The sequence below is a fragment of the Chlamydia gallinacea 08-1274/3 genome (assembly GCF_000471025.2).
Lineage (GTDB): Bacteria > Chlamydiota > Chlamydiia > Chlamydiales > Chlamydiaceae > Chlamydia > Chlamydia gallinacea.
The window spans coordinates 165,669-183,116 of the sequence record NZ_CP015840.1 but is presented as its reverse complement, the minus strand read 5'-3'; the positions used below and the strand labels follow the sequence as shown (position 1 = coordinate 183,116).

Genomic DNA, 17,448 nt, shown 5'->3' with positions numbered 1-17,448 from the left:
CTTTCATTAATAATGAAAGCAGATAATGTATAATATATTTTTGGTAGATTTTTAGTTTTGTTTTGCGGAGGTATTTCTATAAAGCATCTTTATAAGATGAATTGCTACGTTTTAGTTGTATAGAGAGAGAACTAAACATTTTTTCTTATTGCAAGGAGTATTTTTACATTGTTTGCAAAGCTTTTGTATTTATATCTTTAGTAATCCCCATTCTTTTTTTTGAAAACAATGGTTTACAGTAGATATCTTTGTATAAGGGAAAATCTTAAACAGACATGTCCTTCTTGGATTATTATTTTCTCTGGACCATTGCTTTTTGTTTCGCATTAGGTTTTCGTACTATTTTGTTTGTGTTATTACTCTGTGGAGAGCGTGTTGTTAGTATGAATATTACATGGAGACTATAGGGAAATGTGAAAATTAATTCTATTGAGATAGGTTAGGGTAATACAGCTTTTCTTTTAAGTTAGAGAAGCCATTATGAGTTAGGTATTTTATTTGAGTAGGATTGGGAGTATATCGTTTTTAGGCATTCTTGAGGTGTAACAACATTTGTTGTCATAATGTCGAAGAAATGTTTGCAAGCGCGTTTTTGTTTTTCTTTGATTTCTGGATTTGAAAGAATATCCATGGCTACAGCTATTTCTTCATGAGAAAAGTCATGTTTTCCCCCAATAAATTCTGGGAAGATGATGGAATTAGTAATAATATTGGGAAGAGAATATGCTGGAAGAAAAATTTTAAATATATATTTTGCTAGAAAATTATCAAAAGAGCTTAGCAAACATGTGACAATCGTAGGAGTTTGATGTAGAGCTGTTTCAAGGACGATAGTTCCACATTTAGCTAATGCGAAGTCGCAAGAGTGCATTAATTGATAGCGTAGAGCCGATGGTATGATGTGGCTATTTTCGCATCCTTCTTTTTTAAGAAGGTTGGAAAGAAGATCATCATATTTGTCATGAGATGAAGAGACAAGGAGTTGGTGAGTACCGGCTAAAGATGAGGATAGGAAGGCTCGTACTTGAACAGTTAAATTTCTTATAACATCGCCTGGACGACTGCCTGGGAAAGCAGCAACAATGGGCTTATTAGGAATTGCTAGTTTTTCTTTCCATTCTTTACAAGGGCGGAATTGTTTTGCAGTTTCTACTAAGGGGTGTCCTAGGTAGATAGTTTTGAGTGGAGAATGTAGAAAAAGATCTTTTTCAAAAGGCAAGATTAACAAGAGGACGTCAAGATTTTTTTCTAAAACTTTTTTTCTATTTTGCCTCCAAGCCCAGATACTGGGGCAAACATAATGAATAATTTTTCCTCGATACCCCGATTTTCTTAATTTTTTGATGAGAAATAGATGAAAATCAGGGAAATCAATGCAAAAAACCATTTCGGGATTTTCTTTAAGAATGGCTTTATATAATTTCCGATATTTAGTGAATAATCCAAATAGGGAAACGAAGATTTCTAAGAATCCCGATATTTGGAATTGTTCCATAGTCATGAGGGCATCTAGCCCTTCTTTACGCATTAAGGGGCCACCAACTCCAAAATATTTTCTATGAGGATAGAGAGCTTTCATATGACGGAGAATATGGCTCCCTAAGATGTCACCACTTGTTTCTCCTGCAGATAAAAAGCAGCTGTGATTGTGATGGCTAGGGAGATGACGGTGTTTTTTATAGATAATGCGGAGGTTAGCTAATGCAGGTAATAAACCACATCCATAACTGATCATGTTTACGGGATCTCCCGTATGTAGGAAATAGATAAATGCTAGAAATCCTCCTAAAAAGCCTACTAGCCAAAATAACGCAGGTAGAGTGGCGCATTTTTTTATTTCCAAGTAGAACCATTGCACGAAAAATCTGGAAGAGAAAATGAATAATCCCAAACATCCAAAGACATGCCAATACGGGTTTGGAGGGGGTAGAGGAAGAGAAAAGATGTTAGGTGAGGCCATCCATTCCATAGAGGGATAGTAATATGCCTTTATAGTAAAGGGTAGGGTAGTAAGTAGTAGAGAAAGAATAAGGAATCCTAGAGTAGAGGTGAATGATAACTTGTAAGAGGAAGTAACATTCAGATTTCTAAAGTAAATAACAAGATTTGCACTATGTAGAAGGGAAATAGGAAACTGACTCTGTATGAAGCCATGAACCATCATAAGCAGTGCTCCTATGGAGGATAAAATCCAAAAAATCTTAGGGACGTGGGCTTGGTTTTTTTTGAAGCTAGAAAACCATTGTATAGTAAATGCACAGCCAAAAAACAAATTAGCCAACAATCCTATGGGATAGAGTATAAGAGCAAGAGATGGGGAAAACACGGGACGCTATCTTATGATGATTCCTTTTTAGATTGTGAAGTTTGGTAATGTCGCATCCAAGCAACATAGATTTTATCAAGTTTAGGATACACTAAGCTACGAATTTCTAGTAAAGAAAGAGCTTCAGAAAAACGTACATGATTTAGAATTTTACGGTTGAACACATGTTTTTTTTTTATAGGGACTAAGGGTGTCAGGCGATATTGCATTTGTAAAATCAAACCCGTGAGAATAAAATTCTTTTTTGAATATTTGGTAAATGAGTCTGAAAAAAAATTCCCTAAAAAATTTTTAATATAATCAAAAAGAGCGTTGAGAGAGAGAGTAGGATGCTGTCGATGTTTATATCGCACATTAAAATTTACAAGAGGGAATAGAAAGATTGCCATGAGTTGGTGTCGTTCGTAGTGCCGTTTTTTCCCTAAAATATGGTGATCTAGTTTATCCAAGTAGGAAAAAGTTTGCTCTTGTAATTTCGAATTTAAATGAAAGGCCTTAGCCATATAGGGAAAAAGAATCTCTAAGATTTGGTATTTTGCTGTTAATTTAAAAAATTCAGAGGATACACCTGACCCTAACATTTTAACTAACTCTTCAAAAACACGCGCCTGAGAACTTTTAATTAATTCATAACGACATTGCTGCAAGGCTTCTAATGTTTTAGGATCAACAGTAAATTCTGTTCTGGATAAAATTTTCAGTAACCGCAGCATCCTTACGGGATCCTGCTTAAAACGAACGAAAGGATCTCCAATAGTTTGTAAATAGCGATTTTGTAGATCGTTGACCCCACCAGTATAGTCAATAATGGTTTCTTCTGCAGGATCATAAAATAGACCATTAATCGTAAAGTCTCTTCTTAACACATCTTCTTCTGCCGTCCCCCAGAGGTTATCTTTTGTAATTAGGCAGTCTTCATCAGGACTTCCGGAACGAAATGTCGATACTTCAATGATTTGATTAGCAAAGCGGACATGCGCTAAGCGGAAGCGTTTTCCTACGAGGATACAATTTTTGAATAATGTTTTAATTTCTTCAGGTTTCGCTGAGGTAGAAATATCAAAGTCTTTTGGGGTTGTATTCAGTAGTAAGTCACGGATACAGCCTCCAACAACATAGGCTTGATGTCCAGCTTTTCTTAAAGTTTTAATAACGGAAAGCGCATGAGAAGAAAAGTCTTGGGGGCGTATGTTGTAATTGGCTGCAGAATAAATAATAGGGGTAAGGGTGGATTTAGAACTTTTTCTAAACAATGCTAAGCCTCTATGCAAAAGAGTTTTGTTGTCGCAGACCATGTGCTTATAAGTATGAGTCCAAAAGTCTTAGAAGAAAAGGGTTTATAGTTAAGTGCTCTTTTCTAGGGGAATTTCACCATAGCAGAATTTTTAAAGTTTGCAAGTAGAAAATACCTAGGTAAAAGACATTCTTTAATATCTTATGTTGAGTTGTATCTTATCATTTATTGAAAGAATTTTCATTTTTATTTTGCGTAGTTGCGTGCTTAATTTAAGGGATTCCATGATAGGAAACCAGAGATATCCCACATTTAAGAGGATTTACAGTGTGTTTATGGTAAGATGGGCGTAAGGATTTCTCTAATCACAATTTGAGTTTTATGTTAGAACTTCATATGGAAAATTAAGAACTATTTTTCTTTATAGTAATCAGATGTGTTTATCTTCTTATTCTGTCTGAAAAAGAGTGCCCGAACAAAAACATCTTTAAGGAAATCATGATGCAAGAAATAAAACAACTGTTTGGTACTGATGGCATTCGTGGGAGAGCAAATTATGAGCCCATGACTGTGGAAATTTCTGTTTTACTTGGGAAAGCCGTGGCAGGTGTTTTGCAGGAAAATCGGCCAGGGAAACATCGTGTGGTTTTAGGTAAAGACACGCGTTTGTCTGGCTATATGTTTGAAACTGCCCTAGTTGCTGGGCTAACATCGATGGGAATTGAAACTTTAGTTTTAGGACCAATTCCTACTCCAGGAGTTGCATTTATCACGCGCGCGTATCGCGCTGATGCTGGAATTATGATTTCTGCTTCACATAATCCTTACTGGGACAATGGGATTAAAATTTTTTCTTCAGAAGGTTTTAAAATTTGTGATGCTATAGAACGTCGGATCGAAGAAATGGTTGCACATACTGATTTTGGTAAGTTTCCAGAGGATTATGCTGTAGGAAAGAATAAACGTGTTGTGGATGCCATGGGGCGTTATATTGAATTTGCTAAAGCCACTTTCCCTAAGGGGCGTACACTAAAAGGTTTAAAGATCGTCCTGGATTGTGCTCATGGAGCTGCTTATAAAGTAGCACCCTCGGTATTTGAGGAGTTAGATGCAGAAGTAATTTGTTATGGGTGCGAACCTACGGGAACGAATATTAATGATAATTGCGGAGCTCTTTTTCCTTCGGTTATTCAAAAAGCTGTAATCGAACACAAAGCAGATATCGGAATTGCTTTGGATGGTGATGGTGATCGCGTGATTATGGTAAATGAAAAAGGACAGATTGTTGATGGAGACATGATATTGGGTATCTGTGCTAATGATTTAAAAAATAAAGATCTTTTAAATCATAATTGTGTAGTGGCAACAGTCATGACCAATTTTGGCGTATTAAAGTATCTTGAAAGTGTGGGGATTTCTCCTTTAATTTCTTCTGTAGGGGATCGTCATGTTTTACAAGCGATGTTGGAAAATGAAGCGAATTTAGGAGGAGAACAGAGTGGGCATATGATCTTTTTGGATTATAATACTACAGGAGATGGTATTGTTTCTGCTTTACAGGTGCTGCGTATTATGATCGAAAGTGAATCTACCTTGTCTGATTTAACATCCCCTATTGTTAAGAGTCCCCAAGCATTAATTAATGTTTTTGTAAGAAAAAAAATACCTTTAGATACCCTGCCTTTGGTGCAAGAAGCTTTAAGAGATGTTCAGGCTACTTTGGGGAATTCTGGACGCGTTTTATTAAGATATTCTGGAACAGAAAATATTTGCAGGGTTATGGTGGAGGGATTGAAAAAACATCAAGTGGATTGCCTAGCGAAAACAATAGCGGATATTGTGGATTCTGAACTTGGAGCGGGCGCTGTAGATTAAGGTTAAGATATTATGTGCGGAATATTTGGATATCTAGGTTCTAAGTCGGCAGTTCCCTTAGTTATTGAAGGACTGGAAAAGTTAGAATATCGTGGTTATGATTCCGTAGGGCTGGCTACTATTCATGACAGACAGTTGTTTATAAAGAAGACTCTAGGGCGTGTAAATGAGTTAAAACATTGTTTACAATGTACGAATATTTTTTCCTCTTTAGCTATAGGACACACGCGTTGGGCGACTCATGGGGTCCCCACAGTAAGTAATGCTCATCCTCATAAAGATTTTAGGAATAGTTGTGCTCTTGTGCATAATGGAATTATTGAGAATTTTAAAGAGTTAAAATCTCAACTTCTTGATCAAGGAATTCTCTTTTCTTCGGATACGGATTCTGAAGTTATTGTTCAGTTGTTCGCGTTTCGTTACCAAAGAACGCAAGATCTTCTCCATAGTTTTTCATGGACCCTTTCCCAACTGAAAGGTAGTTTTGCTTGCGGCCTGATTCATAAAGATCATCCGGATGTTTTGCTTTGTGCTGCGCAAGATAGTCCTCTTCTCATTGGCTTGGGGAAGGAAGAGTGTTTTATTGCTTCGGATGCACGAGCATTCTTAAAATATACGAAGGATGTACAATCTTTAGCTTCTGGAGAGTTAGCTGTTTTACGACCAGGAATAGTAGAGACATATAGTTTTGCATTAAAGTGTATACACAAGGAAATTCGTCAGATAGCTTATCGGGAAGTTGATTTGAATAAGCAAGGGTACAGTTACTATATGCTTAAGGAAATTTATGAGCAACCCGAAGTATTAGAGCAGTTAATTAACAAGTATCTTGATGATCGGGGGCATTTACGTTCTCAGTTTTTAGAGGGTTTTTCTTTAAAAAGTTTTAATGCAATTTCTATTGTAGCCTGTGGTTCTTCTTATCATGCAGGTTTGCTAGCTAAGTATATTATTGAGTCATTGGTTTCAATCCCTGTATCTATAGAGGTTGCTTCGGAGTTTCGCTATCGCCAAGCGTACATAGGAGAAAATACACTGGCAATTTTGATTAGTCAATCTGGAGAGACTGCAGATACTCTGGCTGCTTTAAAGGAATTTCGTCGAAGGAAAGTTTCTTGTATATTAGGCATATGTAATGTAGAAGAATCCGCACTTGCTACGGGAGTTGATTATTGTTTATTTTTAGAAGCAGGTATTGAAGTAAGTGTGGCATCTACAAAGGCTTTTACTGCGCAGCTTCTTCTATTTATTTTGTTTGGGTTGAAACTGGCTGGTGATAAAGATGCTTTAAAGTTAGAGGAGCATCTTGCTTATGGAAAAGGGATCTTGGAGCTTCCTGAGCTATGTCGTCGTCTATTAAACAATGAATATCTTCATTCCTGGGCGCGTCAGTATGCTCATGAGGACCGTTTTATATTTTTAGGTCGCCGTTTTATGTATCCCGTGTGCATGGAAGCGGCTTTAAAATTGAAAGAAATAGCTTATGTGGAAGCAAATTGTTATCCTGCAGGTGAAATGAAGCACGGGCCTATTGCTTTAATTAGCACAGGTTCCCCGGTAATTACTTTTTGTGGTGATCCTATTGTTTATGACAAAATGGTGGGATGTATCATGGAGGTTAAAGCAAGGAGAGCGCATGTTATTGCTTTGGCTTCAGAGACACAGCAGGATATAGCGGCTGTTTCTGATGCTCAAATCTATATTCCAGATGGCCATCCTCTTGTTACTCCTATTCTTTATACTGTGGCAGGGCAGATTATGGCATATACTATGGCATTGCAAAAAGGAAATGAAATAGATTGTCCCAGAAATCTTGCAAAATCTGTAACAGTAGAATAGTGATAATTTATTAACACGTCTCAAGTTTGTAATTTTTAAAACATATTGATGAAGAAAGGTTTCTCATGTCTAGTAAGATTTTAGGAGGTTCTTTAATTATTGCTGGCACAGCTATAGGTGCTGGTATACTAGCTATGCCTGTACTCACAGCATGTTCTGGATTTTTCCCAACAGTTTTTTTATACGGTCTTTCTTGGTTGTTTTCCGTGTTATCAGGGCTTTGTTTATTGGAAATTATGACCTGGTTTAAGGAAAAGCAACAAATTAATATGTTATCTATGGCTCAATATACTCTTGGAGATATAGGTAAAATTTGCCTGTGGTTAGTATATTTGTTCTTATTTTATTCCTTATTAATTGCTTACTTTTGTGAAGGAGGGAACATTTTATTTCGGGTTTTTGGATGTCAGGGATTTTCTTCAACTTGGGTGCGCCACTTAGCGCCTTTAGGATTTGCGCTCATTATTTGCCCTGCATTACTTTTAGGAACTCAAATTATAGATTATTGTAACCGTTTTTTTGTCTTTGGTTTGGTTGCTGCGTTTTCTGTGTTCTGCATTTTAGGTTTTGTCAAATTACAACCGGAATTCCTTTTACATGCTTCCTGGAGAAATTCGCTACATAATCTACCTATATTGTTTTTGTCTTTTGGTTTTCATAACGTTATCCCTTCTCTGTATTATTATTTAGATAGGAAAGTTGCTGATGTTAAAAAATCGATCCTTATTGGGAGTTTGCTACCCTTAATTCTGTATATCATTTGGGAAGGTCTTGTTTTAGGAGTGGTCCCTATACATTTTTTAGTTAACTCTCATGCACATGGACATACTGCTGTAGAAGCGATGAAAAATGCTCTACAATGTTCCTTATTTTATGTTGCGGGGGAATTTTTCGGTTTTTTTGCTTTAATTTCCTCTTTATTAGGTGTTGCTTTGGGATTAATGGATTTTTTGGCCGATGCCTTGCGTTGGAATAAAAAGACACATAATTTTTCTATATTCTGTGTAACAATCATTCTCCCTCTGGCTTGGGCAATGTGTTATCCCGAGATTGTATTAAAATGTTTACATTACGCAGGGGGCGTGGGGGCAGCTTTGATTATTGGATTTTTCCCTTTGTTGATGGTATGGAAAGGTCGTTATGGTAAGCATAGTTATAAAGGAAAGCATTTAGTTCCTGGCGGGAAGATTGTTTTATTATTAATGTTTTTGGTAATAGTAATTAATTTTGGTAGTCTTTACTATGGATTTAATAAATAAAGTAAGTTTTTAATTTATGTGAGTATAGGAGGTTCTATGGGACTATACGATCGTGATTATGCACAAGAATCCCGTATGTCGGGTACATTTGTATCTCGAGTATATGGTTGGATGACTGCGGGCCTTGCAATAACGACTTTTGTAGCGTTGGGATTGTATTTTTCTGGATTATACCGGAGCTTATTTTCCCTTTGGTGGATTTGGTGTCTTGCGACTTTAGGTGTATCATTCTACATCAATGCTAAGATTCATAAGCTTTCTGTTCCTGCAGTTGCAGGGTTATTTGTCACTTATTCTGTGTTAGAAGGATTATTTTTTGGGACCCTTGTCCCCGTATATGCCCTACATTATGGTGGAAATGTCGTATGGGCAGCTTTTGGCTCTGCAGGATTGATTTTTGGTATAGCAGCTGCTTATGGAGCATTTACAAAAACAGACTTAACTCAAGTAAGTAAAATTTTAACTTTAGGATTAGTAGGGTTCGTTCTAGTATCAGGAATATTTGCTATAGTTTCTCTGTTTATTTATATGCCCGTGTTCTATTTATTCATCTGCTACATAGGACTACTTATGTTTGTAGGATTAACAGTAGTGGATGCACAAACGATTCGCAAAGTTTCCCAAACTGTAGGAAATGATGGAGATTTGAGCTATAAGCTTTCTTTGATCTTAGCATTAAAGATGTATTGTAATGTAATTATGGTATTTTGGTACCTTTTGCAAATTTTTTCTTCTTCAGGAAGAAGAAATTAAGCTGATTCTTCAATCATTTTAAGTAGGAAATAGTTTTTCTAAGAATCGTTCAAGATGAAATTCTTCAAGGTCCCCCATGGATTCGCCATAGCCAACGAATTTAGTGGGGATTTTTAGTTGTTTCGCAATACGAAATAGCGTTCCCCCCTTAGCGGAGCCATCAACTTTAGTAAGGATAATTCCTGATAGGGGAATCATCTCATGGAAAGTGCGGACTTGATCTACAGTATTTCCTCCTAAAGTCGCATCCACAGTCATAAATTTTTCGTGGGGAGAACCCGCAAGTACTTTATTGCATACAGATACAAGTTTAGATAATTCATGAAGAAGATGAGTATGTGTATGGAGGCGGCCTGAAGTATCAATAAGGACACGATCATAGCCTCGAGAAAGAGCAGAAGTAATTCCGTCATAAGCGATAGCTGCAGCATCGCCTCCGGGTTTCCCTGAAACAAAACCGCAATGCAATTTCTCTGCCCAGTAGCGCATTTGCGTCATCCCCGCAGCACGAAAAGTATCCGTGGCAATGATCATGACCTTTTCTAAACGAGATTGGTAATAATGCGCCAGTTTCGCCACTGTTGTAGTTTTCCCTGATCCATTGGTACCAAGTATGAGAGATACCCGAGGAAAAGATTGGTCAGGACTCTGCTCTACAGGAAGACTTTCTAATGTGTCTCTGAGAAGGGAAGTCACTTGCTCTTTGAGAGTTTCTTCGCTAGGCTTGCGGCACTTGTGCATCCGAGAACATAACTCTTCGGTGAGTTCCGAACCAAAGTCTGCTTCATAGAATAAACTTTCTGTTAATTCTAAGAGGTCCTTAGAGGGAGCTTTTTTAAATAAAGACTGAATCTTGCTACTAAAGAATTTAAACATTGATTAGAGCAAAGTTAGTTGAAGTAAAAAGAATGATACAAGATAAAAAGGAAAATTTAAAGGACTATTTATGCACCTTCATGAGTATCAAGCTAAAGATTTACTCGTATCTTACAAGATCCCTACTCCTCCCTACCGAGTACTATCTTCTCTTTCAGAGAGTGAGGACGTTATTCAGGAAATGGGTATAAGCTCTGGGGTAGTTAAGGTACAAGTGCATGCGGGAGGAAGAGGAAAGAATGGAGGAGTTCGGATTGCCCGCTCTGTGACAGAAATTCAAGATGCTATTCGACAATTGCTAGGGATGCGTTTTGTTAGCGATCAAACTTCTGGGGAGGCTCTGCCCGTAGAGAAAGTTTTAATTACACCTTTAGTTGATATTGCCACTGAGTATTACATCGCTATCTATGTAGATAGAAAACATCGTTGCCCAGCCATCATATTGTCCAAAGCAGGTGGAATTGATATTGAAGAGGTTGCAATCAAATCTCCAGAGCAATTATTAACTGTTTTTCTCTCTCCTTATGCGCGTATATATAATTATCAAATGCGAAGAATTCTTAAGTTCATGCGTTGGGAGGGAGAGCTAGGGAAACAAGGGACGCAGTTAATTCACAAGTTAATCCAGTGTTTTTATGATAACGATGCTTTTTTGTTAGAAATTAATCCTCTAGTCCTAACTACAGAGGGAAATCTTTTTGTTTTAGACGCTAAAATGACCATTGATGACAATGCTTTATACCGTCATCCTAAATTAGAAGTCTTGTATGATCCTTCTCAAGAAAATATTCGAGATGTTCTTGCCAAACAGATGGGCCTTTCTTACATCTCTCTAGATGGGAACGTTGGTTGTTTGGTTAATGGTGCGGGGTTGGCAATGAGTACATTAGACATTCTGAAAATTCATGGAGGGTCAGCTGCTAATTTCTTGGATATTGGAGGGAGTGCTTCAGAAGAACAAATTCAGAAAGCAATTTCTTTAGTGCTATCAGATGAAAATGTTAGAGTCCTGTTTATTAATATTTTTGGAGGAATTATGAATTGCTCTGAGATCGCCTCGGGGCTTGTGGCTGTGATGCAAGAAAGAGAAAATAGCTTGCCTACAGTTGTACGCTTAGAAGGAACAAATTCGGAGCAAGGAAAAGAAATTCTACGGCGCTCAGGGATTTCTTGCCAATTCACGGATTCTCTGGATGAAGGTGCAAAATTAGCCGTAGCATTGAGTAAATACATTTAGGAAGTTTTATGTTTTGTTCGTTAAGTAAAAATGTCCCTATAATTACTCAAGGTATTACAGGAAAAGCTGGTTCTTTTCATACCGAACAATGCTTAGCTTATGGATCAAATTTTGTTGGTGGAGTCACTCCCGGGAAGGGAGGAACTGTGCATTTGAATCTACCAATTTATGATTCTGTTTTGGAGGCAAAACGAGCAACTAATTGTCAGGCAACTCTCATCTTTGTTCCTCCTGCCTATGCTGCAGAAGCGATTCTTGAAGCTGAGGAAGCGAAAATTCCTCTTATTGTATGTATTACGGAAGGGATTCCTGTTAAAGATATGCTTGAAGTAAGTAATGTCATGCGTAGGAGTTCATCAAGACTTATTGGGCCGAATTGCCCAGGTATTATTAAACCTGGCGCCTATAAAATTGGTATTATGCCCGGGTATATCCATCTTCCAGGAAATGTGGGAGTTGTTTCAAGATCGGGGACTTTAACTTATGAGGCAGTTTGGCAACTCACTCAAAGGAGTATAGGGCAAAGCCTATGCTTAGGAATAGGTGGGGATCCTTTGAATGGAACGTCATTTATTGATGTTCTTGAGGAGTTTCAACATGATCCTCAAACAGATCTTATTTTGATGATTGGGGAAATTGGAGGAAGTGCCGAGGAAGAAGCTGCAGAATGGATTCAAAAGCATTGCACCAAGCCTGTTGTCGCTTTCATTGCAGGAGAAACAGCTCCTAAAGGAAAGCGTATGGGACATGCGGGAGCTATTATTTCTGGAAATCGTGGTGATGCACGAAGCAAAAAACAAGCATTAAGGAGTGCTGGGGTTACAGTAGTAGAATCCCCAGCTTGTATTGGAGAGACAGTAGAAGAAGTTTTGCGTTCCTCTCATAATTGTAGTTGATAGATTCTAGACTTGTCAGTGTAAATTATTCGCATTTAGAGGATTTTATTAGCATGGTTGTGAGAAAATAGCTGCTGTTATTTTCAAATTTTTAAGAGAAAAATCATTGTAGTAATCTCTGCCTGCAATATAATTTACTTTTCATCATTGTTCTAAAAAAGTTTATAAAATAGTAGATTTGAATTTGAAACTCTCTGAATGCAAAGAATTCAGATCTCGTACACGTGAAGGTTCCATGGTTGTACAAGTAGTCAGGAGCTTATCGTAGGTAGGGAAGAAAAGTATGATAAAGAAGCCATTATATATAGTATTAGCTGTAATAAGTTGTTTAAGTATTTCTCCTTCTCCTCTAGGATTTGCTGCTGGGAAAAAGGATAGCCGTGTATCTGAAGTGCCTCAAGAAATGCTTTTAAAAGAGATTTCTGGAGGATTTTCTAGAGTTGCTGAACAAGCAACTCCAGGAGTTGTGTATATTGAAAGTTTTCCCAAAAGTAGTCGTTCTGTACAGCCTACTCCTGGGCGCAAGGGACCTTATGACAATCCTTTTGATTATTTTAATGACGAATTTTTTAATCGATTTTTTGGTTTGCCTTCGCAAAAAGAACGCCCTATATCTAAAGAAGCCGTGCGAGGAACGGGTTTTATTGTATCTTCAGATGGGTATGTAGTAACGAATAACCATGTGGTTGAAGATACAGGGAAAATTCATGTTACTCTACACAATGGTCAAAAGTATTCTGCTAAAGTTGTAGGACTCGATCCTAAAACAGATTTAGCTGTGATTAAAATTAATGCAAAAAATCTTCCCTACTTAAATTTCGGGAATTCTGATGATTTGAAGGTAGGTGATTGGGCCATTGCTATTGGTAACCCTTTTGGATTGCAGGCTACGGTGACAGTGGGTGTGATTAGCGCTAAGGGGAGAAATCAGTTGCATATTGCTGATTTTGAAGATTTTATTCAGACAGACGCTGCAATTAATCCAGGAAATTCAGGAGGACCTCTCCTAAACATTGATGGAAAGGTTATAGGAGTCAATACAGCTATTGTAAGTGGTAGTGGTGGTTACATAGGCATTGGTTTCGCTATTCCTAGCGTAATGGCTAAGAGAATAATTGATCAGTTAATTAGTGATGGTCAGGTAATTCGAGGCTTTTTAGGTGTTACCCTTCAACCTATAGATGCAGAGTTAGCAGCTTGTTATAAGTTAGAGAAAGTTTATGGAGCTTTAGTTACGGATGTAGTTAAAGGTTCTCCTGCTTATAAAGCAGGATTGAAACAAGAGGATGTAATCATCGCTTATAATGGTAAAGAGGTTGAATCTCTTAGTGCTTTCCGTAATGCTATTTCTCTCACAGATCCAGATACTCGTGTTTTGCTTAAGGTTGTACGTGAAGGAAGGATTATTGAAATTCCTGTAGTGATTTCTCAAGCTCCTCAAGAAGATGGAGTGGCCTCGTTACAACGACTAGGCATTCGTGTACAAAATTTAAATGCGGAAACAGCAAAGAAATTAGGGATCTCTCCCGATACGAAGGGTGTTCTGATTGTAGCTGTAGAAGCTGGGTCGCCAGCAAGCTCTGCAGGGATTGCTCCAGGGCAAATCATTCTTGCTGTAAATAGACAGAAAGTATTTTCTGTAGAGGAACTAAGCACTGTGTTAAAAGATCAGCATAATGAAAATATCCTACTTATGGTGTCTCAGGGAGAAGTCATTCGCTTTATTGTTTTAAAACCAGACGAATAACCTAGTTTGTATATTCTTAGTTTACGCTAAGAATAGCGCCTCAGATATTGGGCGTTTTTTCTCAATCTATTGCGAAGAAAACGGCAATAAAGAATTCTATTATATGGTTGCTTTTTTACGGATAGTAAGCAAGGTGTTGGAAACACTAGGAAGATCTGTTGTCTGCTATCCAGATGGTTCTTTAAGTTCATGGTATTGTGCTGTTAAGTAGGATTATTATATTCTTTTTCATTCAATAATCCATGTGAGATGGAAGATCAGCAGATATAGAAAAAATGAGAAAGTTCTGTGAAAATGTATTTGTAATAACTTTCAAAAGATTGTAGGTTATTGTTCATAACTTTCCTAGGAGTTATTGAAAATAATACCTAAGTTAAATTAACTTTGTTTTGCTAGAAGTTAAAGGCACAAGCATACCATTAATCTTATCGATTTAAAAATAGTAGGAAGACCTGACGGTATATTAAGGGATTTAGGTCAATGAAGGTTGGAGATACCTATAGAAATTTTGTCATTAAGTTAAGCAAAGAACTCCCTGAAATCGAGAGTAAATTACTTGAGATTGAACATAGGCCTTCAGGTGCTTCTATCATGATGATCATTAATAATGATGATGAGAATGTGTTTAATATTTGCTTTAGAACATGCCCTCAAACGTCAAATGGAGTAGCGCATGTTTTAGAGCATATGGTCTTATGCGGATCAAAAAATTATCCTGTCCGTGATCCCTTTTTTTCTATGACGCGGCGTAGCTTAAATACATTCATGAATGCATTTACAGGAGCAGATTTTACTTGTTACCCCGCAGCATCGCAAATTCCTGAGGATTTTTATAATTTACTTAGTGTGTATATTGATGCTGTTTTTTACCCCTTACTTACAGAAAATAGCTTTTTACAAGAAGGTTGGAGGTACGAATTTACTTCTGAAAATACTTTGACGCATACGGGAATTGTATTTAATGAAATGAAAGGGGCAATGATGTCGGGCGAAGCACGATTATCAGAAGCATTAAATTCTGCATTGTTCCCTTCAGTTACTTATGGAGTAAATTCAGGAGGCAATCCTAAAGACATTCTTACGTTGTCTCATGACAGTATCATTTCTTTTCATCAGAGCCAGTATACCCTAGGGCGCTGCTTGTTTTATTTCTATGGCAATATTAAGCCTTCACGACATCTTGATTTCTTGGAAGAAAAGTTACTTAGACATGTAGGAAAATTAGAAAAACAAACAGTTTTGGTCCCTTTACAGAAGAGATTTAAGGAGCCAGTAAGAAACATTTTGAAATATCCTTCAGATAACCATAATCAGGATAAAGTACTTTTTGGTTTGTCTTGGCTAACCTGTTCTATATTGGATCAGCAGGAGTTACTAGCTCTGTATGTATTGGATATTGTTCTCATGGGTACAGATGCTGCACCCTTAAAATCTCGATTGTTGAAATCTGGATTTTGTAAACAGGCGGATATGGGGATTGATGGGGAGATCCGAGAAGTTCCTGTAACGATTGTATGTAAGGGCTGTTCCCATGGAGGAGCACAAAAGTTAGAATCTTGGATTTTTGCTTGTTTAGAAGAGATAATTCGAGAGGGAATTCCTCAACATCTTGTTGATGCTGCCGTTCATCAGTTAGAGTTAAATCGTAAAGAAATTTCAGGATATTCTTTACCCTATGGGTTGTCCCTATTTTTCCGCTCTGGTTTATTAAAACAGCACGGAGGAAATGCTGAGGATGGGTTGCGTATTCATAGTTTATTTACAGAACTTCGTGAGAAGTTACAGGATCCTAAATATCTTGAGAAATTGATTCGAAAATACTTTTTGGATAATCCTCATTTTTCTCGAGTTATTCTTCTTCCCGATGCAGATCTTTTATCTATTGAAAATCAAGAAGAACAAGCTTCATTGAAGGAAGTGGAGAGTAACTTATCTCCTGAAGCAAGAGAAAATATTTATCGTGCTTCTAAAATGTTAGAAGAATATCAGCATCAAAATGAGGATCTTGATAGAATCCTTCCTAATTTTTCTTTAGATAAAGTTTCTCATTCAGGGAAAGAGTATAATTTAGTTAAAGAGACTATTGCTCACGGAGAAGCTCTTCATCACGAATGTTTCACAAATGATTTAATTTTTGTGGAACTTGTTATGAGCACTCCTCCTCTGTCTGTTGAAGAACTTCCTTGGTTACGTCTACTTGTTTTTCTCATGCCACAATTAGGGTCGGGAGCGCGATCTTATAGAGAAAACTTGGAATTTCTTCTTGAACATACAGGGGGAGTAGATGTTTCTTACGAATTTTCTCCCCATGCAAATAATAATACCGTATTGTCTCCTTCAGTAAGCATTCGAGGGAAGTCTTTAGAATTTAAAGCAAGTCAGCTATTTCATGTTTTGGGGGATATGTTAACCCACATAGATTTTACTGATATTGCAAGAATTAAAGAATTGCTGATGCAACACAATGAGGCTTTAACTAATAGTGTGCGTAACAGTCCTATGGGTTATGCTATTAGTACAGCTTGTATGGACAAATCTTTAACAGCATCGATGTCCTATTTAGCTTCTGGATTGCCCTATGTAAAGAAAATCCATGAGATTACAGTAAATTTTGATAGAAATGTTGATGAGATTATTGCTATTTTACAAGCTTTGTATAAAAAATGTTTCTTTGGTAAACGCCAGTTAATTATTAGCGGAAGTCAAAGTAATTATCAGCATCTAAAGCAACATGAGTTTTACGGAATTCTAGATGCAGAAGTAGCACAAGTGGCTTCTTGGGAAAATCCTGTTATTGATTATACGTTAGCTTCTCAAGGATTTTCGATACCTGTGCGTGCAGCATTTAATGCATTGGCCTTTCCTATTGGAGATCTAGCTTATGATCATCCTCATGCTTCTGCATTAACTGTAGCCGCAGAAATCTTGGATAATACTGTTTTGCATACCAAAATCCGAGAACAGGGTGGAGCTTATGGTTCTGGAGCTTCTGTTAACCTTGGTAAAGGAGCATTTTATTGTTATAGTTATCGTGATCCAGAAATTTTCCATAGCTATCAGGTATTTTTACATGGCATTCAGGAAATTGCTCAAGGAAACTTTTCTGATTCGGATATTCATGAAGGCATTTTAGGGATCATCCAAAACTTAGATTCTCCCATTGCTCCAGGAAGTCGTGCTTCTACAGGGTATTATAGATTACGCTGTGGTAAGGTTCCTGCTTTAAGACAAGCATTTCGTAGGTCAATTCTTAATGTTACTAAAGAACAAATCTGCACAGTAATGACACAGTACTTAAAAGATGCTGCGAATAAGGCGACATTCATTTCTTTCGCAGGAGAAGAGATGCTTCGTGCAAATATAGCAAACTTTGATCAAGAGTTTCCTATAGTCCCTGCAGTATAAA

At 37.2% G+C, this 17,448-nt stretch carries 11 protein-coding genes; 8 read left to right on the top strand and 3 right to left on the bottom strand.

Annotated elements, in window-relative coordinates; genetic code table 11:
- Positions 1–478: 478 nt before the first annotated feature.
- Both lpxB and pcnB read right to left on the bottom strand, forming a co-directional pair.
- Complete coding sequence (lpxB, locus tag M787_RS00815) at positions 479–2,326, bottom strand: lipid-A-disaccharide synthase (protein WP_034734749.1); 1,848 nt, start codon at positions 2,324–2,326, stop codon at positions 479–481.
- Positions 2,327–2,337: 11 nt separating this feature from the next.
- The gene (pcnB, locus tag M787_RS00810) at positions 2,338–3,621 is read right to left on the bottom strand and encodes a polynucleotide adenylyltransferase PcnB (RefSeq protein WP_021828571.1); all 1,284 of its coding nucleotides are present in this window, start codon (positions 3,619–3,621) and stop codon (positions 2,338–2,340) included.
- A 437-nt stretch (positions 3,622–4,058) separates the two neighbouring features.
- Between pcnB and glmM the strand changes: the two genes are divergently transcribed.
- From glmM to M787_RS00790, 4 genes are all read left to right on the top strand, one after another.
- Positions 4,059–5,435, top strand: a complete 1,377-nt coding sequence (gene glmM, locus M787_RS00805; RefSeq protein ID WP_034734751.1) for a phosphoglucosamine mutase — start codon at positions 4,059–4,061, stop codon at positions 5,433–5,435.
- Between the two features lie 12 nt (positions 5,436–5,447).
- Positions 5,448–7,274 (top strand): glutamine--fructose-6-phosphate transaminase (isomerizing), encoded by a 1,827-nt coding sequence (glmS, locus tag M787_RS00800; RefSeq protein ID WP_021828569.1) that lies wholly within the window; start codon positions 5,448–5,450, stop codon positions 7,272–7,274.
- A 65-nt stretch (positions 7,275–7,339) separates the two neighbouring features.
- A complete protein-coding gene (locus M787_RS00795; protein WP_021828568.1) occupies positions 7,340–8,533 on the top strand; it encodes an aromatic amino acid transport family protein in 1,194 nt (397 codons plus the stop codon).
- A 36-nt stretch (positions 8,534–8,569) separates the two neighbouring features.
- Complete coding sequence (locus M787_RS00790; protein WP_021828567.1) at positions 8,570–9,286, top strand: Bax inhibitor-1/YccA family protein; 717 nt, start codon at positions 8,570–8,572, stop codon at positions 9,284–9,286.
- 18 nt (positions 9,287–9,304) lie between these two features.
- Here M787_RS00790 and ftsY read toward each other — a convergent pair whose 3' ends face one another.
- On the bottom strand, positions 9,305–10,162 hold the full coding sequence (gene ftsY / locus M787_RS00785) for a signal recognition particle-docking protein FtsY (RefSeq protein ID WP_021828566.1): 858 nt from the start codon (positions 10,160–10,162) through the stop codon (positions 9,305–9,307).
- Positions 10,163–10,232: 70 nt separating this feature from the next.
- On the opposite strand from ftsY, the gene sucC reads away from it, so the two are divergent.
- The 4 genes from sucC (at position 10,233) to M787_RS00765 (ending at position 17,447) form a co-directional block, all read left to right on the top strand.
- A complete protein-coding gene (gene sucC, locus M787_RS00780; RefSeq protein ID WP_021828565.1) occupies positions 10,233–11,399 on the top strand; it encodes an ADP-forming succinate--CoA ligase subunit beta in 1,167 nt (388 codons plus the stop codon).
- 8 nt (positions 11,400–11,407) lie between these two features.
- Positions 11,408–12,295, top strand: a complete 888-nt coding sequence (gene sucD, locus M787_RS00775) for a succinate--CoA ligase subunit alpha (RefSeq protein WP_021828564.1) — start codon at positions 11,408–11,410, stop codon at positions 12,293–12,295.
- A gap of 283 nt (positions 12,296–12,578) precedes the next feature.
- Positions 12,579–14,042 carry a serine protease HtrA gene (gene htrA, locus M787_RS00770; RefSeq protein ID WP_021828563.1) on the top strand — a complete coding sequence of 488 codons (1,464 nt, stop codon included), beginning with the start codon at positions 12,579–12,581 and terminating at the stop codon, positions 14,040–14,042.
- Between the two features lie 480 nt (positions 14,043–14,522).
- Entirely contained in the window at positions 14,523–17,447 is a 2,925-nt protein-coding gene (locus tag M787_RS00765) for an insulinase family protein (RefSeq protein ID WP_021828562.1), read from the top strand.
- Position 17,448: the final 1 nt, after the last annotated feature.

Coding starts and splice junctions, on each gene's coding strand:
- ftsY (WP_021828566.1), bottom strand. CDS start 10,162: ATGTTTAAATTCTTTAGTAGCAAGATTCAGTCTTTATTTAAAAAAGCT.
- M787_RS00795 (WP_021828568.1), top strand. CDS start 7,340: ATGTCTAGTAAGATTTTAGGAGGTTCTTTAATTATTGCTGGCACAGCT.
- glmM (WP_034734751.1), top strand. CDS start 4,059: ATGATGCAAGAAATAAAACAACTGTTTGGTACTGATGGCATTCGTGGG.
- M787_RS00790 (WP_021828567.1), top strand. CDS start 8,570: ATGGGACTATACGATCGTGATTATGCACAAGAATCCCGTATGTCGGGT.
- glmS (WP_021828569.1), top strand. CDS start 5,448: ATGTGCGGAATATTTGGATATCTAGGTTCTAAGTCGGCAGTTCCCTTA.
- sucC (WP_021828565.1), top strand. CDS start 10,233: ATGCACCTTCATGAGTATCAAGCTAAAGATTTACTCGTATCTTACAAG.
- M787_RS00765 (WP_021828562.1), top strand. CDS start 14,523: ATGAAGGTTGGAGATACCTATAGAAATTTTGTCATTAAGTTAAGCAAA.
- pcnB (WP_021828571.1), bottom strand. CDS start 3,621: ATGGTCTGCGACAACAAAACTCTTTTGCATAGAGGCTTAGCATTGTTT.
- sucD (WP_021828564.1), top strand. CDS start 11,408: ATGTTTTGTTCGTTAAGTAAAAATGTCCCTATAATTACTCAAGGTATT.
- htrA (WP_021828563.1), top strand. CDS start 12,579: ATGATAAAGAAGCCATTATATATAGTATTAGCTGTAATAAGTTGTTTA.